This window comes from Curtobacterium sp. ISL-83 (assembly GCF_018613895.1).
In the GTDB taxonomy this organism is placed as follows: domain Bacteria; phylum Actinomycetota; class Actinomycetes; order Actinomycetales; family Microbacteriaceae; genus Curtobacterium.
In genome coordinates this window covers 91376-108480 of the sequence record NZ_JAGGPH010000002.1, presented here as the reverse complement: position 1 = coordinate 108480, position 17105 = coordinate 91376, and the positions used below count along the sequence as shown (strand labels likewise).

Sequence of the window (17105 nt, the reverse complement as noted above, 5' to 3'; positions counted from 1 at the left end):
CGCGGAACCAGGATCGTGCTCTTGGGTTCCGCGGCTGATCGATTGTCAGGATCGATGAAGGCCCTGGTTCGTCGAACGCCTATCGAGCGCAACCACTCCACGACGATGGACGATGCTTCAAGGCGGTCGAACAGCCGCCAGGCTGTCAGTGCAAGGGCCTGAGCATCACGGAGCCATCGATTGCGCCGACCTCGAGGACGGCCGAGCCGGCGCTGTCTCCCTCCGCGTGCATGCTGACGTCCTTGCCGGTGCTCGAGGCCACGAATCGCAGGAGATCGAGGAGTGCCGTCAGCGAGGCATCATCGATGATCTCGCGCAGATCGAAGTCGAACGTGATCGGAGCGCCCAGGCCGAGGGAGAAGTTGACGAGCACTCCGGGTGCCGGCCGCACCCGGGTCGGACCGAGTTCGTCTTCAGGCCCGGCATCGAGGACGTGCCAGGGTGAGCGTGCGAGTGCTGCGCGAAGTCGGTCGACGTCCGCTCCGGTAGATCCGATCACCGTCGCGTCCGGAAGGACCATGGCGTCGACGCCGGGCTCAGGAGCGAACGCGCGGCGCAGATCGGCGGCGGTGAACTCTGGTTCCATGCGAGGAGTCTGTCTCGATGCATCGACGGAGCCAACCGCGTCGGTGCACGATCGTCTCCGGGGCGCGATGCGGCCCGCTTCACTGCCTGGTCCCGTCGCGGCGTAGCCTCGCTCGCATGTCCGAGAGAACGCCCGAAGAGCACCGCACACTGGTTCGGTCGCTGTTCGGCCGGCCCGGGGTTGCAATCAGCTGCTTGTGGCTCGGTGTCGGGCTCGCATGGCTCGGGCTTGCGATCGCCGAGCCGAGTGCGTTCCGGTACTTCGTGGCTGCGCTGTGGCTCATCATGGGTGGCGGGATGCTCGTCGTTGCGCTGAACGACCGGGCTGAGCGCAACCGGCAGCGAACATCGTCCGGTCTCGCCCGAGCGGCATCGGGCCCGCTGTCCGACCGCTCTGAACACTCTGATCGAAACGCTCCGTGATCCACCCGCCCAGTGGACTGCATGACCTCGCAGCGACGGGCACAGCGCGAACTGCGAGACTCCCACCATGACGAGAGGTGGAGGGCCGGAGTTCCCGGACGTCGACCCGCGGTTCGACGTGCAAGCGCGACGACTCTTCGGGCCCTTCTGGCAGGTGCGGGTCACCGACACCGTCTCCGGTGGCGCGATCCCGGTGAGCGGAGGCGCGTTCCTCACCGGGTACGGATCGGTCCGGCGTGCGGCGAAGTACTCCTCGCGGCTCTGGCTGAGCAGGATGGAGCGGCGGGACCGGCGTGCTGCCCGGAAGCCGACCGCCTGACGGCGTTCGCCGTCCGGAGAGCGACGCCCGGCGCGGTCAGCTCACCGGACCTCGTCCGCCAGCCGCGGAAGCGCGTGCGCTCCACGGACCGCACGCTCGATGAACGGCACCACGTCCGCACCCAGCCCGGCGACGGCCTCGGCGAAGATCTCCATGTCGACCAACTGCATCCGTTCGAGGTGGTCCGCGTTCTCCGGAGTGATCGCGCTGCCGAGAGCGTCGAGCGCGCGGCTCGACCCGGTGCCGGATCGGAGGACCTCGACGAGCGGACCCGTCTCCACGCCGAGGGCACCCGCAATGTGGAGCACCCGGTCCAGGCTCTCCTGGTTCGCCATCAGCAGGGCGTTGTTGAGGAGCTTCGCGGTCTGACCGGTCCCGGGACCGCCCATGTGCGCGATGGTGGCCGAGAACGTCTCGAAGACCGGGCGGACGCGCTCGAGGACCGCCGCGTCCCCGCCGACGATCGTCACGAGTCGACGCGCGACGGCGCCGGCGCGGCCCCCGCTCACCGGCGCGTCGAGGACGTGCACGCCGGTGGGTGCGGCGAGGTCGGCGAGCTCCAGCGCGAAGGCCGGGAGGCCTGTGCCGTGGTGCACGAGGACGGAGCCGGCCCGCATCCCGGCGAGGAGGCCACCGGTGGTCACCACGTCGCGGACGCCGTCGTCGTCGTTCAGGCAGAGGCCGACGACGTCGCTCGCGGCGCCGAGCTCCGCCGGCGTGGCGTGCACGGTGACGGGGAGTCCGTCGAGCGCGTCGAGCGAGCCCGGACGCCGGGCCCACACGTGCAGGGTGTGGCCGGCTTCAGCGATCGCGCGGGCCATCGGAGCGCCCTGGTCTCCGAGTCCGATCCAGCCGACGGCGAGGGTCGTGGTGAGCATGGTGGTTCCTTCCTGAGTGTGTCGTGTCGTGTCGGGTGTGTGCTGACTCGTGCCGCGATGGCACGCGGTCAGGCTGCGAGGAACCGCTCGGACATGGTCCACATGCGGTCGGCGTTCTCCGGGTCGAGCGCGTAGGGCGCGACGGTGGTCACCAGGACGGCCGGGTCGGTGATGCGCTCCGTGGCGGGCGTCGCCTCGGTGTTGTCGTTGAAGTAGCGGCCGCCGATGCCCGCCAGCAGGGGTGAGACCGCGACGAACACGCTCGTCGAGGCGCCCTGCTGCACGTTCTTCTGCAGGTGCTCCGGGGTGGCGAGCGAGCCGCCGACGTGGCGCTGCAGGTCGGTCTTGATCGCGCCGGGGTTGAGCGCGTTCACGGTGATGCCGTCGTCGGCCCAGCGCTCCGTCGCCCCCACGGCGAACAGGATCTCCGCGGTCTTCGACTGGGCGTACGCGGACACGGGGTCGTAGATGCGGAAGCGGTAGTCGACGTCGTCGAACACGACCGGTCCGAACAGGTGGCCGGACGAGCTCACGACGACGACGCGGGCGCCGTCGGACGCGCTGGCGAGGGCGTCGTGCAGGCGTGTGGTGAGGTCGAAGTGTCCGAGGTGGTTCGTCGCGAACTGCATCTCCCGACCGTCGGCGTTCCGCGTCAGGTCCTGGATCATCATGACGCCGGCGTTGTTGACGAGCAGGTCCAGGGGGCCGGTCCACGAGTCGGCGAAGGCGGCGACGGACCGCCGGTCGGTCAGCTCGAGCGGCGCGGTGTGCACGTTCGGGTTCCCGGTGTCCGCGGACACCTCCTCGGCGACACGCTGCGCCGCGTCCATCCGGCGCGCGGCGATCGTGACGTCGGCGCCGCGGCGTGCGAGGGTGCGCACCGTCTCGACGCCGATGCCGGACGCGGCACCGGTCACGACCGCACGCTTGCCCGTCAGGTCGATGCCCTCGCTGACCTGGTCGGCGGTGTCGGTCCAGTGGAACGGCGTGGTGATCTGGGTGGTCATGGTGGTCCTTCCGATGACGGCGACGGTGGTCCGGACGGTCCGGTCCTCGTCGCCGGAGGCCATCGTCACGCCCCTCGCGACCGTGACGAGAGACCCCGGTGGAGCAGTGCCCTGCCAGGACCAGGATCCGATCGCGCCCGCCGATGCTGCCGCCCTCGACCGGCAGGCGTTACCGTCGTCACGTGGACGGCACGAACCCCCTCGGCGAGTACCTCAAGGCACGTCGGCAACTCGTCACGCCCGAGCAGGTCGGGCTCCCCCGCGGCCCCCGCCGGCGGGTCCCGGGACTCCGTCGTGAGGAACTGGCGCTGCTCGCGGGGATCAGCCCGGACTACTACCTCCGGCTGGAACAGGGTCGGGACCACAACCCGTCCGCACAGGTCCTCGACGCCCTCGCTCGCGTCCTGCACCTGGACCGCGAGGGGACCGCGTACCTGCAGCAGCTCGGCCGCGCCGCACCGGCCGTGCTCCGTGCACCGGGGACGGCGACGAGGACGACGAGGACGACGCCGAGGACAGCGACGACGCCGGGACCGACCACGACGGCACCGACCACGGCCGCACCGACGACTCTCGAGGACCGCGTCGACCCCGCGATCGTGCAGCTGATCGACGAGCTGCCGGTGCCGACCTTCGTCCAGGGCCGCTGGCTCGACGTCCTCGCCGCGAACCCGCTCGCCCGCGCACTCTCGCCCCAGTACCGGCCCGGCGTGAACCTGCTCCGCGCCGCGTTCACCGACCCGCGAGACCGGACGCTGCACCAGGACTGGGACCGAGCGACCGAGGAGGCCGTGTCCGGGCTGCGCGCGGCCGCCGGCACCGATCTCGACGACCCGCGGTTGCAGGACCTGGTCGCCGAGCTGTCGGCCGTGAGCGACCGGTTCCGCGAGCTCTGGGCCCGGCACGACGTCCGGGGCAAGGTCGGCGGGACGAGCGTGATGCTCCACCCGGAGGTCGGGCCGCTCGAACTACGCCACGAGAAGTTCGCCGTCACCGGCAGCACGGGCCAGCTCATGGTCGTCTACCACGCCGAACCGGGCTCGCCGTCGCACGACGCCCTCCGCCGGTTGGCCGCCTCGATCGAGCAGGCAGGAGCCGCGCCAACGGGCGCCATCCCCCCAGGAGCAGCGGTAGCACCGGCACCACCAACACCAGGACTGGCACCGGCACCGGCACCGACCGGTCCACCCGTCGGGGGACACGACCGCGGAAAACTCTCAGATACGAGGTAAGCGGGTCGTATTCCGCGGCGCGGAGGCTCCCATGACCGGTTTTTATCTCATCACCGTGTTAGCGTGACGAACATGACCGACACCACCACCGTCGTCCCCCCGGCCGTCACGGCCACGTCCGCCCCGCTCCGCGAGGTCGGCGCCCTGATCCGGGGCGCCCGCAAGGGACGCAGCATGACCCAGGCCCAGCTCGCCGAACGCGTCGGCACCAGCCAGAGCGCGATCAACCGGATCGAGCAGGGCGGCCAGAACCTGTCGCTCGAGATGCTCACCCGCATCAGCGACGCCCTCGACCAGCAGATCGTCTCCATCGGCGGCGCCCCGCAGCGTGCCCACCTGCGGGTGCAGGGCGGCCGGAAGCTCAGCGGCTCGATCGCGGTGAACTCGAGCAAGAACGCGGCGGTCGCACTGCTCTGCGCGTCGCTCCTGAACCGCGGGGTCACGCGGCTGCACCGGGTCGCGCGCATCGTCGAGGTCGACCGCATCATCGACGTCCTCCGCAGCCTCGGCGCGAGCGTCACGTGGTCCGTCGACGGCGAGACGCTCGAGATCGTCGCCCCGAGCGACCTCAACCTCGACGCGATCGACGCCGACGCTGCCCGCCGCACGCGGAGCGTCCTGATGTTCCTCGGGCCGCTGAGCGGTCGGTACGGGTCGTTCCGGCTGCCGTACGCCGGCGGCTGCGACCTCGGCACCCGCACGGTCGAGCCGCACCTCATCGCCCTGCGTCCGTTCGGTGTCGACGTCGAAGCGACCTCCGGCTGGTACGAGGTCGGCGTCGCGAACACCGAGGTCCCGACGAAGTCCGTCGTCCTGACCGAGCGCGGCGACACCGTGACCGAGAACGCGATCCTCGCCGCGGCCGCGCGCGACGGCGTGACGGTGCTCCGGAACGCCAGCCCCAACTACATGGTGCAGGACCTCTGCTTCTTCCTGGAGCTCCTGGGCGTGCAGATCGAGGGCATCGGCACCACCACGCTCCGCATCACCGGCAAGAGCCGCATCGACGAGGTCGTCGACTACTGGCCCAGCGAGGACCCGGTCGAGGCGATGAGCCTGCTCACCGCCGGCATCGTCACCGCTTCCACCCTCACCGTCACGCGCGCCCCGATCGAGTTCCTCGAGATCGAGCTCGCGACCCTGGCCGAGATGGGCCTGCGCTTCGACGTCACCGAGGAGTACGCCGCCGCGAACGGCCGCACCCGCCTGGTCGACATCACCGTGCACCCGTCCGAGCTGCACGCACCGATCGACAAGATCCACGCGATGCCGTTCCCCGGGCTGAACATCGACAACCTGCCGTTCTTCGTCGTGATCGCCGCCATGGCCGAGGGCACCACCCTCGTGCACGACTGGGTCTACGAGGGGCGGGCCATCCACCTGCTCGACCTCACCCGGCTCGGCGCGAGCGTCACGCTGCGCGACCCGCACCGGCTCGACGTCACCGGCCCGACGCACTTCTCCGGTGCCGAGGTGAGCTGCCCGCCTGCCCTCCGGCCCGCCGTCGTCATCCTGCTCGCGATGCTCGCCGCCAAGGGCGAGAGCGTCCTGCGGAACGTCGGCATCATCGCCCGCGGGTACGAGCAGCTGCAGGAACGACTGAACTCCCTCGGCGCGTCGATCGAGACGTTCCACGACTGAACCCGGTCGGATCGGACCAGAACGCGTCCGATCAGTGACCCGACGGCCCGCCCGACCCGTGTCGAGGCGGGCCGTCACCGTCGTCCGGGAGCCGCACCGCGCCTCCCGGACGCCCAGCCCGGACCGGGTTGACTGAACCGTCGTCGATGTGAGGAGCGCGTGTGCTGGGACCGGAACTGGTGGTCGTGCTCGGCATCGCCATCGCACTGACCACCGCCGTCGCGAGGCGCCTGCGGGTCGCGCCACCGGTGCTGCTCCTCGTGATCGGCGCGCTGCTGGCGTTCATCCCGCAGTTCGCCCGCGTGCAGCTGCCCGCCGACGCCGTGCTGCTGCTGTTCCTGCCGGCGCTGCTGTACTGGGAGAGCCTGACCACGTCGCTGCGCGAGATCCGCAAGAACCTGCGCGGCATCGTGCTGATGGGGACCCTGCTGGTCGTCGTCACCGCGGGCGGCGTCGCCGTCCTGCTGCACGTGATGGGCATGCCGTGGGGTCCCGCGTGGGTGCTCGGCGCCGCCGTGGCCCCGACGGACGCCACGGCGGTCGGTGTGCTCACGAAGATGCTCCCCCGCCGCAACGTCACCGTGCTCCGCGCCGAGTCGCTAGTGAACGACGGTACGACGCTCGTCGTGTACGGCATCGCCGTCGCGGTGACCACCGGCGCGCAGCACCTCACCTTCTGGAACGTGTCCGGCATGCTCGCGCTGTCGTACCTCGGTGGGATCGCCGCGGGACTCCTGGCCGCGTGGCTCGGGACGGTCGTGCTCCGGCGCGTGGACACCGTGGTGCTCGAGAACCTGGTCACCCTGCTCGTGCCGTTCGTCGCGTTCCTGGGCGCGGAGGCGATCGGTGCCTCCGGCGTGCTCGCCGTCGTCGCCGCCGGCATCGTGATCAGCCAGGTCGGCCCCAAGCTCGACCGGGCCGAGACCCGGCAGCAGGTGCGGGCGTTCTGGTCGTTCCTGACGTTCCTGCTCAACGGCTCGCTGTTCGTCCTCGTGGGGATCGAGGCGATGATCGCCGCCCGCACGCTGCACGCGTCCGACATCTTCCGCGGCCTCGGCGTGGTCGTGGCGGTCTCCGTCGCGCTGGTGCTGCTGCGGTTCGCGTTCCTGAACGCCGCTGGCGGGACGGTGTGGCTGGTGACGCGTCGGACGGGAGGCGCGCCCCGCGAAGGACACCGGGACCGGTTGGTCAGTGGGTTCGCCGGGTTCCGCGGCGCGGTCTCCCTGGCGATGGCGGTCGCCGTCCCGCGGACCCTCGAGTCTGGCGCTCCGTTCCCCGACCGGGACCTGATCATCTTCGTGACCGCCGGCGTCGTCGTGCTCACGATCGTCGGGCAGTCGATCGTGCTGCCCCTCGTGCTCCGCCGCGCGGCGCTGCCGGAGGACGAGTCCGTCGCCGAGGAGCGTCGGCACGCGGAACGGACGGCGATCGAGGAGGCCCTCGCGGCGCTCCCCCGGCTGGCTCGTTCCACGGGCGCCGACCGTGCGACGGTGGCGCGGCTCCGGAAGGACTACGAGGCGCACCTCGACGTCATCGAGGCCCGTGCCGAGGACGACGACGACCACCCGGCGCTGCAGCGGCACGACAACGCGGTCGCGCTCGAGCTGGCGCTCGTGCAGCACAAGGCAGCGACGCTCCTGCGGCTGCGCGACGAGGACGAGATCGACGACCTGGTGCTCCGGCAGATCCGCGCCGGGTACGACGCCGAGGAAGCCCGGTTGAACGGGGCCGTACCGCTCTGATCCGGGGCTCGACCGGGCCCTGGTGCTCGTCAGCCGACACGGACGATCCCGGAGGCAGTGAGCAGCTCCTCGATCCGCCCCCGGCACCCGCCGCAGCCGGTGCCGGCCCGAGTGGCCGCACCGACGGCCTCGATCGTGTCGGCTCCCGCTCCCGCGGCTGCGGTGACGGTGCCCGCGGACACCCCGTTGCACGCGCACACGGTGGCGTCGGCGTCGAGCGCACGCGGAGCAACGCGTGCCGCCGTCGGCGCATCGAGCCGGAGGAGCGTGGCCGGGTCCCCCGGCACGCTGCTCCCCCGCTCGAACAGGAGTGTCAGCTCGGCCCCGGCGCGTGGCATCCCCACCGTCACGAAACCGACGAGCACGTCGCCCCGCACGACGGTCTTGCAGTACTGACCGCCGACCGGGTCCAGCCAGACCCCGACCCGGACGTCGTCGTCGCGCCACGGATCGACGTCCACGAGACCGCCCGCCACGAGGTCCACCCCGGTCGCCTTGAGCATCACCACCGCCGGTCGCTCGACGGGACCGTCGTCGGTCGGGAGGAGCGGTGCGGCGGTGGCCCGCGCCTCCCGGGTCAGGCGATCCGCGAGCCGCGACGCCTGCCGCCATCCGGGTCCGATCAGCCCGGCCGGACCGCCGGACACCGGCGCGTCGGGATCCACGACGTGGGCGCAGTCACCGATCGCGTGCACGGAGGGATCGGTCCAGCTCCGGAGTTCCTCGTCGACGAGGACGCCGCGGTCCGTCGCGATGCCGGCCCGTTCGGCGAGTTCGGTCCGGGCGGCGACGCCGCAGGAGAGCACGAGCAGGTCGCCGGGGATGCGCGAGCCGTCCGCTCCGAGGAGGGCGCTGAACCGTGGCCGACCGTCCGGGCCGTCGACGGTCTCGATCGCCTCCGCCCGGGCGTTGGCGGCCAGCCCGACCCCCGCGGCGCGGGTCACCCGGGCGAGCACCCGGCCACCGTCGCGATCGAGGTTCCGCGCCATCGGAGCCGGGCCCTGGTGCACCACGACGACCTCGGTCCCGTGCTCCGCCGCGAGCAGCGCGAACTCCATCCCGAGGACGCCGGCGCCGAGCACGACCACGGTTCCGCCGCTCCGGACGGTCGCGCGGACCTGGTCGGCGTCCTCGAGGTCCCGCATCGCGACGACGCCGAGCGGGAACGGGTCCGTGCCGCGATCGACGTCTGCGGCGGCCGTCGGGACCCGACGTCGGTCGTGCCGGACGTCCCCGAGGCCCACCAGCGTCGGGATGTTCGGACGGGCGCCGGTGGCGAGCACGAGCCGGTCGTAGTCGAGCCGCTCCCCCGAGTCGAGCAGCACGGTCTGACGGGTCCGGTCGAGCTCGACGGCCGCTGCCCCCAGGTCGATCCGGACACCGGCGGCGCGCGCTGCGGCGGTGTCCGTGACGTCGAGGCGCGCGCGGTCGGCGGCTCCCACCGCGTACTCCGCGACGAGCACGCGGTTGTAGGCGTCCTCGCGCTCGGCACCGACGACCGTGAGGGCGACGTCACCGCTGGTCACGGCGGGCAGCAGCTCCTCGACGAAGCGGGCGCCGACCGGACCGTAGCCGACGAGCACGATCCGCAGCGGGTGGTGTTCCGCGGTCACGACGGCTCCGTCCCGGTCCGGAGGGCGTCGCCGGCGAGCCGCACCGTCACGACGGTGCGCTTGAACTCCGGCATCGCGGACAACGGGTCGACCGCCGCGACCGTCAACCGGTTCGCCGCACCGTCGCCCGGGAAGTGGAACGGCATGAAGACGGTGTCGTGGCGGATGTCCTCGGTGAGGGTCGCGGTGCCCTGCGCCGTGCCGCTCGTCGAGCGGAGTTCCACGGGGTCGCCGGCACGGATGCCGAGGCGCGCGGCGGTGTCCGGGTGGATCTCGACCGCGGCGGTCGGAGCGGCGGCGACGAGCTCGGGCACCCTGCGGGTCTGCGCACCCGACTGGTAGTGCTCCAGCAGTCGGCCGGTGATGAGGGTCAGCTGGGACCTGGTGCCACCGCCACCCGCACCCGGTCCTCCTGCGCCGGTGCGTCGCGGCAGCGGCTCGCCCGCGCCGGATCGCGGCCGCACCGGGACCATGCGGGCGCGGCCGTCGTCGTGTCCGAAGCGGTCGGTGAACAGACGTGGGGTGCCCGTCGAGCCCGCCGGGTACGGCCAGTGTGCGGCGATCCCGGTGTCGAGCAGGTCGTGGCTCAGGCCGGAGTAGTCCGCGATCCCGCCCGCCGACGCCCGTGCGAGCTCGTCGAACACGACGGCGGGCTCGGTCGGCCAGGTGGACGGGGCGTCGAGGCGCGCGGCGAGGTCGGCGAGGACGTCGAGTTCGCTCCGTGCGGCACCCGGGGGCGGGAGGGTGCGTCGACGGCGGATGACACGACCTTCGAGCGAGGTCATCGTGCCCTCCTCCTCGGCCCACTGGGTGACGGGGAGCACGACGTCGGCCAGGGCCGCGGTCTCGGACAGCACGAAGTCCGAGACGACCAGCAGGTCGAGCCGCCCGAGACCCTCCCGGACCGCCCCGACGTCGGGGCCGGAGACGACGACGTTCGCGCCGTGGACCATGAGCGCCCGGACCCCACCGGGGCGGCCGAGCATGCCGAGGAGTTCGACCGCCGGCACGCCCGGCCCCGGGATGACCGACGGATCGACGCCCCAGACGCCGGCGACGTGCTCCCGGGCTGCGGGGTCGGTGATCTTCCGGTAGCCGGGGAGCTGGTCGCACTTCTGGCCGTGTTCGCGCCCGCCCTGCCCGTTCCCCTGGCCGGTGAGCGTGCCGTACCCGGATCCCGGGCGGCCGACCAGGCCGAGCAGCAGGGCCAGGTTGATCGCCGCCGTCGCGGTGTCGGTCCCGTCGACGTGCTGCTCCACCCCGCGCCCGGTCAGGACGTGCGCCCGGTCCGCGGCGGCGAGCCGGCGGGCGAGCGACCGGACCACTCCGGCCGGCACGCCCGTGTGTTCCTGCACCCGCTCGGGCCACCACGGCGCGACGCTCCGGCGGACGGCGTCGGCGCCGGACGTCCGGGAGGCGACGTACGCCTCGTCCGCCAGGCCCTCGGCGAACACGACGTTCGCGAGACCGAGGAGCAGGACGAGGTCCGTCCCCGGTGCCGGTTGCACGTGCACGCCAGCACCGTCGTCGGTCAGTCGCGCGGTCGCCGATCGGCGAGGGTCGACCACCACGAGCCCGCCGGCCGCACGAGCGCCCTCGAGGTGCCGGACGAACGGCGGCATGGTCGCGGCGACGTTCGACCCGAGCAGCAGCACCACCTCGGCGTCGTCCAGGTCGGTCACCGGGAAGGGCAAACCCCGGTCGACGCCGAAGGCCCGGTTCCCTGCTGCCGCGGCTGACGACATGCAGAACCGGCCGTTGTAGTCGATGCGGGACGTCCCCAGCGCGAGCCGGGCGAACTTGCCGAGCTGGTACGCCTTCTCGTTCGTCAGCCCGCCGCCACCGAACACCCCGACGGCATCGGGGCCGGACTCCGCACGGATCCGCCGTAGCCCGGTGGCGACGGTGTCGAGGGCCTCGTCCCAACCGACCTCGACGAACCCGTGCGCGGTGCGGACGAGCGGCGTGGTGATCCGGTCGGGCACGGTGAGGAGCTCCGCCGACGTCCAGCCCTTCTTGCAGAGCCCTCCCCGGTTGGTGGGGAACTCCCGCGGTGTGACCGTCGCTCCCCCGTCGGCTGCGGGGGTCAGGGTCATCGCGCACTGGAGCGCGCAGTACGGGCAGTGGGTGGCGGTGCCGGTCGTCACGGTGTGCGGTCCCCGGGTCAGATGCGGACGCCGGCGCGACGGCCCCGGACGGCGAACACGATGGTCACGGCGATCATCACGACGTAGGCGGCGACGAACCAGCTGAGCCCGGTGGCGTACCCGCCGAACGAGGTCTTCGACAGGCTCAGCACCTGCGGCACGACGAACCCGCCGTACGCCCCGATCGCGGAGATGAGACCGAGGGCGGCGGCCGTCCGGCGCTGCGACCCGACGTCGCCGGCCCGCCGGTGTGCGTCCTCGGACCCGGCGCGGAGCGCGAAGACCGTCGGGATCATCCGGTACGTGGAGCCGTTGCCGATCCCGGCGGCTGCGAAGAGGACGAGGAAGCACCCCAGGAAGGTGCCGAAGCCCGCGGTCGGCAGGGTCGTGATCACCGCGATCGCGCCGGCCGCCATCACCACGAAGGAGACGATCGTCACCGACGTCCCGCCGAACCGGTCTGCGAGCCGGCCGCCGATCGGGCGTGCCAGCGATCCGACCAGTGCGCCGAGGAACGCGAGCGAGAGCGTGGCAGTGCCGACCCCGAAGGCGGAGAACGCCGGGAACTGGTCGGCGATGAGCTTCGGGAACACCCCGGAGAACCCGATGAACGAGCCGAACGTCCCGATGTACAGGAACGCGAGGAGCCACATCTCCGGCACCTTCACCGCGGCGATCGACGCGGCGAAGTCGGCCTTCGCGTGCGAGAGGTTGTCCATCCGCAGCCCCGCACCCACCACCGCGATCAGGATGAGCGGGATCCAGATCCAGCCCGCGAGCGGCAGCTGCAGCGTCACACCGGCACCGATGCTGACCACGATCGGCACGACGAGCTGTGCGACGGAGGCGCCGAGGTTGCCACCAGCGGCGTTCAGGCCGAGGGCGAAGCCCTTCTGCCGCTGCGGGTAGAAGAACGTGATGTTCGACATCGAGCTGGCGAAGTTGCCGCCACCGAGGCCCGCCGTCGCCGCGACCAGGAGCATCACGCCGAACGGGGTGTGCGGGTTGCCGACGCAGAGCGCCAGCCCGACGGTCGGGATGACCAACAGCCCCGCGGAGATCATCGTCCAGTTGCGGCCGCCGAATCGCGGCACCATGAACGTGTAGGGGAAGCGGAGTGTCGCGCCGACGAGACTCGGGATCGAGATGAGCCAGAACGTCTGCGCCGTGTCGAACGCGAACCCGGCGGCGGGCAGCGAGACGACCACGATGGACCAGAGCTGCCAGACGACGAAGCCGAGGAACTCGGCGCCGATCGACCACCGCAGGTTCCGCGCGGCGATGGCGGACCCGCCGTGCTCCCACTGGGCGGTGTCCTCTGGGTCCCAGCCGTCGATCCAGCGGCCGGGTCGGTGGGTGAGTCCGGGCGCGGAGCCCGCCGGGGTCGGTGTGGGACCGGCTGGCGAGGCGGCGGCGAGGCCGGGCTGGTCGATCTGTGTGGTCATGGTCACTCCTGGTGGCTGCGGGGCGTCGTGGTGGTGACCGCGTCGTGGCGGTCGAGCACGATGCCGACGAGTTCTGCGGGGGGCGGCGCGTCCTCGACGAGGAGCGGCCGGCTGGTCAGGTCCCCACCGGCCGCGACCGCGAGGTCGGCGAAGTAGCCGGGGGCGAGCAGGTAGGTGGCGACGGCGACACGCCCGACACCGGCGGCGGCCGTGCGCGTGGCCGCGACGGCGTCCGGGAGGCGCGGCTCGGCCGCCGAGATGAAGGACACGGTGACGGGGCGGTCCAGCACGACCGCCAACATCGCCCCGACCGTGTGGCAGTCCGCGACCGCGGACGCGTCCGTCGACCCCGCTGCGGCGAGGACGACGTGGTCGTCCGGCGTGAGGCCGGCGTCGTGGAGGCGGCGGGCCAGGACGTGCGCCAGGCGGACGTCGGGCCCGAGGGCGCCGCCGACGACGACACCGGGCGCGCTGTCGGTGCTGCTCTCGACCGCCGCGGGGCGTTGGGCTGCCGGGCCGGGTGCGCCCGCGGTGCGCTCGGCCGCGGCTTCGGCAGCCGCCTCCGCGAGGTCGACGTGCACGTGGAACCCCGCCGACAGCAGGAGCGGCACGACGACGGCCTCGGCGCCAGGGTCTGCAGCACGGAGCACGGTCGGGACGTCGGGCTCCTGCACGTCGACGAACGCGTCGAGGACCGGCAGCTCGGGTCGTGCCGTGCGGACGGCGTCGAGCAGCCCAGCGACGGCCCGTCGTCCCGCGGGGTCCGAGGTGCCGTGGGAGGCACCGACCAGCACGGTGGGCGCGGCCACCTCGACGACGTCCCCGGTGAGGCGGACGCGCCAGATCGGCAGGCATACGGAGGTATCCGTCAGGCACGCGCCCGAATCGAGGTCGTAGACGTCCTTGTGCAGCGGCGACGCGATGGTCGGGACGCCGCCGCGTGAACCCACGATCCCCCGGGCCATCACGGCCGCGCCGGTGTGCGGGTCGGCGTTCGAGAAGGCCCGGACAGTCCCGTCCGGCAGGAGGACGACCCCGACCTGGGTCCCACCGACGAGCGCGGTCTCACCCCACATCGGCTCGAGCTCGTCACGTCCGCACACGGGCGTCCACGCGGTCGCCGCGCTCGTGGCGATCACGTCGTCGGTGATGGCGATCATGCTCGGTCCTCTCGTCCGTCGTGACGTCGGGCCGCCGTGCACCGCTGTCGGTGGCGTCGGTGGCCTGCTGGGCAGCGAATCTACGGAGCGCGTGTTTCCGCGCCGGACCGTCGGCGTGACGCGCCGGTAACGATGACCTCTCGCCGGCCCCGACGCCGTGTGAGCGCCCCGACACACGCCGTCACACCGGTGCAACGGTGCCGTCACGTCGGCTCCGTAGCGTCGTCGGCAACGACCGGGCGCCCGTCCGGAGCAGGAGGTGCAGGCCATGTCGGAGACCACCGCGACCGCGTCACGTGGGACGGACGACTGCGACCAGGGTCGGCGGCACGTCGTCGTCATCGGCGGCGGGCCGGCCGCGCACCGACTCGCCGACTCGTTGCGCGCACGGCGGGAGGCCGGTGGGCCGCCCATCGGCGTGACGGTCATCGCCGAGGAGCCGTACCTGCCGTACGACCGGGTCGCGCTCTCGACGCGGCTCGCGGCACCGGTCGACCTGACGCTCGGCGACGGCACGCTCTGGACCGCTGCGGACGTGACGTGCGAGACCGGGGTCCGCGCGGACGCCATCGACCTCGCCGGGCGCACCGTCACGCTGTCGGACGGTCGGTCGCTGCCCTGGGACGACCTGGTCCTCGCGACCGGCTCCTCGGCCACCGTCCCGCCGATCCCGGGGGCCGCGGCCGGGCGGGTCTACCGCACGGTGGACGACGTCGACCGGCTCCGAGCCGAGATCGACGACTTCCGCGAGCAGCACGGGCGTCCCGCGGCGGTGGTCGTCGTCGGCGGCGGGCTCCTCGGGCTCGAGGCGGCTGGCGGTGCGCTCGCCCTCGGTGCCGGCGCGGCGATCGTGCACTCCGGGCGGTGGCTGATGTCCTCGCAACTCGACGAGGGCGCGGGCCAGGCGCTGGGACGGGTGATCGACGGCAAGGGCATCCGGATGCACCTCGGCACCCGCCCTTCCGAGGTCCTCACGGCGCCGTCCGGCCGGGTGATCGGCGTCGCGCTGCAGGACGGCACCACGATCCCCGCTGACATCGTCGTGTTCTCGATCGGCATCACGCCCCGCGACGAACTCGCCCGTGCGGTCGGCATCGAGGTCGCTCCCCGTGGCGGCGTGGTCATCGGCGCGGACTGCCGGACGTCGGCGCCCGGCGTGTGGGCCATCGGCGAGGTCGCCGCGGTCGACGGTGGCTGCGTCGGACTCGTCGCCCCGGCGAACGCGATGGCCGAGGTCGTGGCCGACCGGGTGTCCGGCGGGGCAGCCGAGTTCCCCGGGGTCGACGACGCGACGAAGCTGAAGCTCGCCGGGGTCGACGTCGCGTCGTTCGGTGACGCCTTCGCCCGGACGCCCGGCGCGCTGGAGGTCGTGTACGCCGACCCGCCCCGCGGGCTGTACCAGAAGCTCGTCGTCAGCGCCGACGCGAAGACCCTGCTCGGCGGGGTGTTCGTCGGCGACGCCGCGCCGTACTCGGGCCTCCGTCCACTGCTCGGTCGTGAGCTCCCCGCCGAGCCAGTGTCGTTCCTGTCCGCCGCCGGGGCGGAACCGCCCGCGGGGATCGAGTTGCCCGACGACGCGCAGGTCTGCTCGTGCAACGCCGTGACCGCAGGCGACGTCCGGGGGTGGATCGCCGGGGACCACGGCGAGGCCTGCACCGACATCGCCACGCTGAAGTCGTGCTCGCGGGCCGGCACCCAGTGCGGGTCCTGCGTGCCGCTCGTCAAGAAGATCCTCGACACCGAGCTCACCAAGGCAGGTGTCGCGGTCTCGACCGCGCTCTGCGAGCACGTGTCCATGAGCCGGACGGAACTGTTCGAGGCGGTCCGGGTGCTGGGCCTCCAGACCGCCGCCGAGGTCTTCGAGCGGTTCGCGACCGGCTACGGCTGCGACGTCTGCAAGCCGGTCGTCGCCAGCGTGCTGGCGACGCAGACCAACGCGTACATCCTCGACGCCGGTTCCGGGCCGCTGCAGGACACGAACGACCGCGCGCTCGCCAACATGCAGAAGGACGGGACCTACTCGGTGGTGCCGCGGATCCCGGCCGGCGAGATCTCCCCCGCGAAGCTCAAGGTGATCGCCGACGTCGCGGACCGCTACGGGCTCTACACGAAGATCACCGGCGGCCTGCGGATCGACATGTTCGGTGCACGGCTCGAGCAGCTGCCGGACATCTGGCGCGAGCTCGTCGACGCCGGGTTCGAGTCCGGGCAGGCGTACGGCAAGGCCCTCCGGAACGTGAAGTCCTGCGTCGGGTCGACCTGGTGCCGGTTCGGCGTGCAGGACTCCGTCGCGATGGCGATCTTCCTGGAGGAGCGCTACCGCGGGCTCCGGTCCCCCCACAAGTTCAAGATGGGCGTCTCCGGGTGCGCGCGGGAGTGCGCCGAGGCCCGGGCGAAGGACGTGGGCGTGATCGCGACCGAGAACGGGTGGAACCTGTACGTCGGCGGGAACGGCGGGTTCCAGCCCGCCCACGCGCAACTGCTCGCGACCGACATCGACTCCGAGACCCTCGTGCGGTACATCGACCGCTACCTCATGTACTACATCCGCACGGCGGAACGCCTGCAGCGGACCGCGCGGTGGCAGGAGGAACTCGACGGCGGGCTCGACCACGTCCGCGCCGTCGTGTGCGAGGACTCGCTCGGCATCGCCGCCGAACTCGAGGCGGCCATCGCGACGCACGTCGAGGGGTACGAGGACGAGTGGGCGGCGACCCTCCGCGACCCGGCCCGACTCCGACGGTTCCGGTCGTTCGTCAACGCTCCCGACACCCCAGACCCCACTATCCTGAGGGTCCCGGAGCGCGAGCAGACGCGTCCGGCGGCACCCGGCGAGCGGGGGTCGGGACCGGTGCCCATCGCCGGCGCGACGATCCCCGTCGGGCCGGGCCGTGCCTCCAGGGAGGGGTGACC

General features: G+C 72.6%; 13 protein-coding genes. 6 read left to right on the top strand and 7 right to left on the bottom strand.

Features of this window, described 5'->3' with window-relative positions; translation table 11 throughout:
* Nucleotides 1-145: 145 nt before the first annotated feature.
* Nucleotides 146-586 (bottom strand): hypothetical protein, encoded by a 441-nt coding sequence (locus J7E22_RS00750; protein ID WP_214977958.1) that lies wholly within the window; start codon nt 584-586, stop codon nt 146-148.
* 116 nt (nt 587-702) lie between these two features.
* Between J7E22_RS00750 and J7E22_RS00745 the strand changes: the two genes are divergently transcribed.
* A complete protein-coding gene (locus J7E22_RS00745) occupies nt 703-1008 on the top strand; it encodes a hypothetical protein (protein WP_214977956.1) in 306 nt (101 codons plus the stop codon).
* A 67-nt stretch (nt 1009-1075) separates the two neighbouring features.
* Entirely contained in the window at nt 1076-1327 is a 252-nt protein-coding gene (locus tag J7E22_RS00740; protein ID WP_214977954.1) for a hypothetical protein, read from the top strand.
* Between the two features lie 41 nt (nt 1328-1368).
* Here the strand turns inward: J7E22_RS00740 and J7E22_RS00735 are convergent, their stop codons facing one another.
* Nucleotides 1369-2205 (bottom strand): NAD(P)-dependent oxidoreductase, encoded by an 837-nt coding sequence (locus J7E22_RS00735; protein WP_214977952.1) that lies wholly within the window; start codon nt 2203-2205, stop codon nt 1369-1371.
* 68 nt (nt 2206-2273) lie between these two features.
* The gene (locus J7E22_RS00730; RefSeq protein WP_251008559.1) at nt 2274-3275 is read right to left on the bottom strand and encodes an SDR family NAD(P)-dependent oxidoreductase; all 1002 of its coding nucleotides are present in this window, start codon (nt 3273-3275) and stop codon (nt 2274-2276) included.
* A 119-nt stretch (nt 3276-3394) separates the two neighbouring features.
* On the opposite strand from J7E22_RS00730, the gene J7E22_RS00725 reads away from it, so the two are divergent.
* The 3 genes from J7E22_RS00725 to J7E22_RS00715 all read left to right on the top strand — a co-directional run bounded on the left by J7E22_RS00725 (nt 3395) and on the right by J7E22_RS00715 (nt 7827).
* Entirely contained in the window at nt 3395-4444 is a 1050-nt protein-coding gene (locus J7E22_RS00725; protein ID WP_308159088.1) for a helix-turn-helix transcriptional regulator, read from the top strand.
* Between the two features lie 72 nt (nt 4445-4516).
* The gene (locus tag J7E22_RS00720) at nt 4517-6085 is read left to right on the top strand and encodes a UDP-N-acetylglucosamine 1-carboxyvinyltransferase (protein ID WP_214977948.1); all 1569 of its coding nucleotides are present in this window, start codon (nt 4517-4519) and stop codon (nt 6083-6085) included.
* Nucleotides 6086-6246: 161 nt separating this feature from the next.
* Nucleotides 6247-7827 (top strand): Na+/H+ antiporter, encoded by a 1581-nt coding sequence (locus tag J7E22_RS00715; protein WP_214977946.1) that lies wholly within the window; start codon nt 6247-6249, stop codon nt 7825-7827.
* Between the two features lie 29 nt (nt 7828-7856).
* Here the strand turns inward: J7E22_RS00715 and J7E22_RS00710 are convergent, their stop codons facing one another.
* Genes J7E22_RS00710 through nirD form a run of 4 tightly spaced genes read right to left on the bottom strand, consistent with a single transcriptional unit; the run spans nt 7857 to nt 14192 of the window.
* Complete coding sequence (locus J7E22_RS00710) at nt 7857-9440, bottom strand: FAD-dependent oxidoreductase (RefSeq protein ID WP_308159087.1); 1584 nt, start codon at nt 9438-9440, stop codon at nt 7857-7859.
* Nucleotides 9437-11587 (bottom strand): molybdopterin oxidoreductase family protein, encoded by a 2151-nt coding sequence (locus J7E22_RS00705; RefSeq protein ID WP_214977944.1) that lies wholly within the window; start codon nt 11585-11587, stop codon nt 9437-9439. Before J7E22_RS00705 ends, J7E22_RS00710 begins: the two co-directional genes overlap by 4 nt.
* Before the next feature lie 17 nt (nt 11588-11604).
* Nucleotides 11605-13032 (bottom strand): MFS transporter, encoded by a 1428-nt coding sequence (locus J7E22_RS00700; protein ID WP_214977942.1) that lies wholly within the window; start codon nt 13030-13032, stop codon nt 11605-11607.
* A gap of 2 nt (nt 13033-13034) precedes the next feature.
* Entirely contained in the window at nt 13035-14192 is a 1158-nt protein-coding gene (nirD, locus tag J7E22_RS00695) for a nitrite reductase small subunit NirD (RefSeq protein WP_214977940.1), read from the bottom strand.
* A 268-nt stretch (nt 14193-14460) separates the two neighbouring features.
* Here nirD and nirB point away from each other — a divergent pair, with 268 nt between their 5' ends.
* Nucleotides 14461-17103, top strand: coding sequence for a nitrite reductase large subunit NirB (gene nirB, locus J7E22_RS00690; protein ID WP_214977938.1), 2643 nt, complete (start codon nt 14461-14463; stop codon nt 17101-17103).
* Nucleotides 17104-17105 lie beyond the last annotated feature (2 nt).

Excerpts from the sequence above, each read along its gene's own strand:
- J7E22_RS00750 (WP_214977958.1), bottom strand. The coding sequence starts at position 586 with ATGGAACCAGAGTTCACCGCCGCCGATCTGCGCCGCGCGTTCGCTCCT.
- J7E22_RS00745 (WP_214977956.1), top strand. The coding sequence starts at position 703 with ATGTCCGAGAGAACGCCCGAAGAGCACCGCACACTGGTTCGGTCGCTG.
- J7E22_RS00740 (WP_214977954.1), top strand. The coding sequence starts at position 1,076 with ATGACGAGAGGTGGAGGGCCGGAGTTCCCGGACGTCGACCCGCGGTTC.
- J7E22_RS00735 (WP_214977952.1), bottom strand. The coding sequence starts at position 2,205 with ATGCTCACCACGACCCTCGCCGTCGGCTGGATCGGACTCGGAGACCAG.
- J7E22_RS00730 (WP_251008559.1), bottom strand. The coding sequence starts at position 3,275 with ATGGCCTCCGGCGACGAGGACCGGACCGTCCGGACCACCGTCGCCGTC.
- J7E22_RS00720 (WP_214977948.1), top strand. The coding sequence starts at position 4,517 with ATGACCGACACCACCACCGTCGTCCCCCCGGCCGTCACGGCCACGTCC.
- J7E22_RS00700 (WP_214977942.1), bottom strand. The coding sequence starts at position 13,032 with ATGACCACACAGATCGACCAGCCCGGCCTCGCCGCCGCCTCGCCAGCC.
- nirD (WP_214977940.1), bottom strand. The coding sequence starts at position 14,192 with ATGATCGCCATCACCGACGACGTGATCGCCACGAGCGCGGCGACCGCG.
- nirB (WP_214977938.1), top strand. The coding sequence starts at position 14,461 with ATGTCGGAGACCACCGCGACCGCGTCACGTGGGACGGACGACTGCGAC.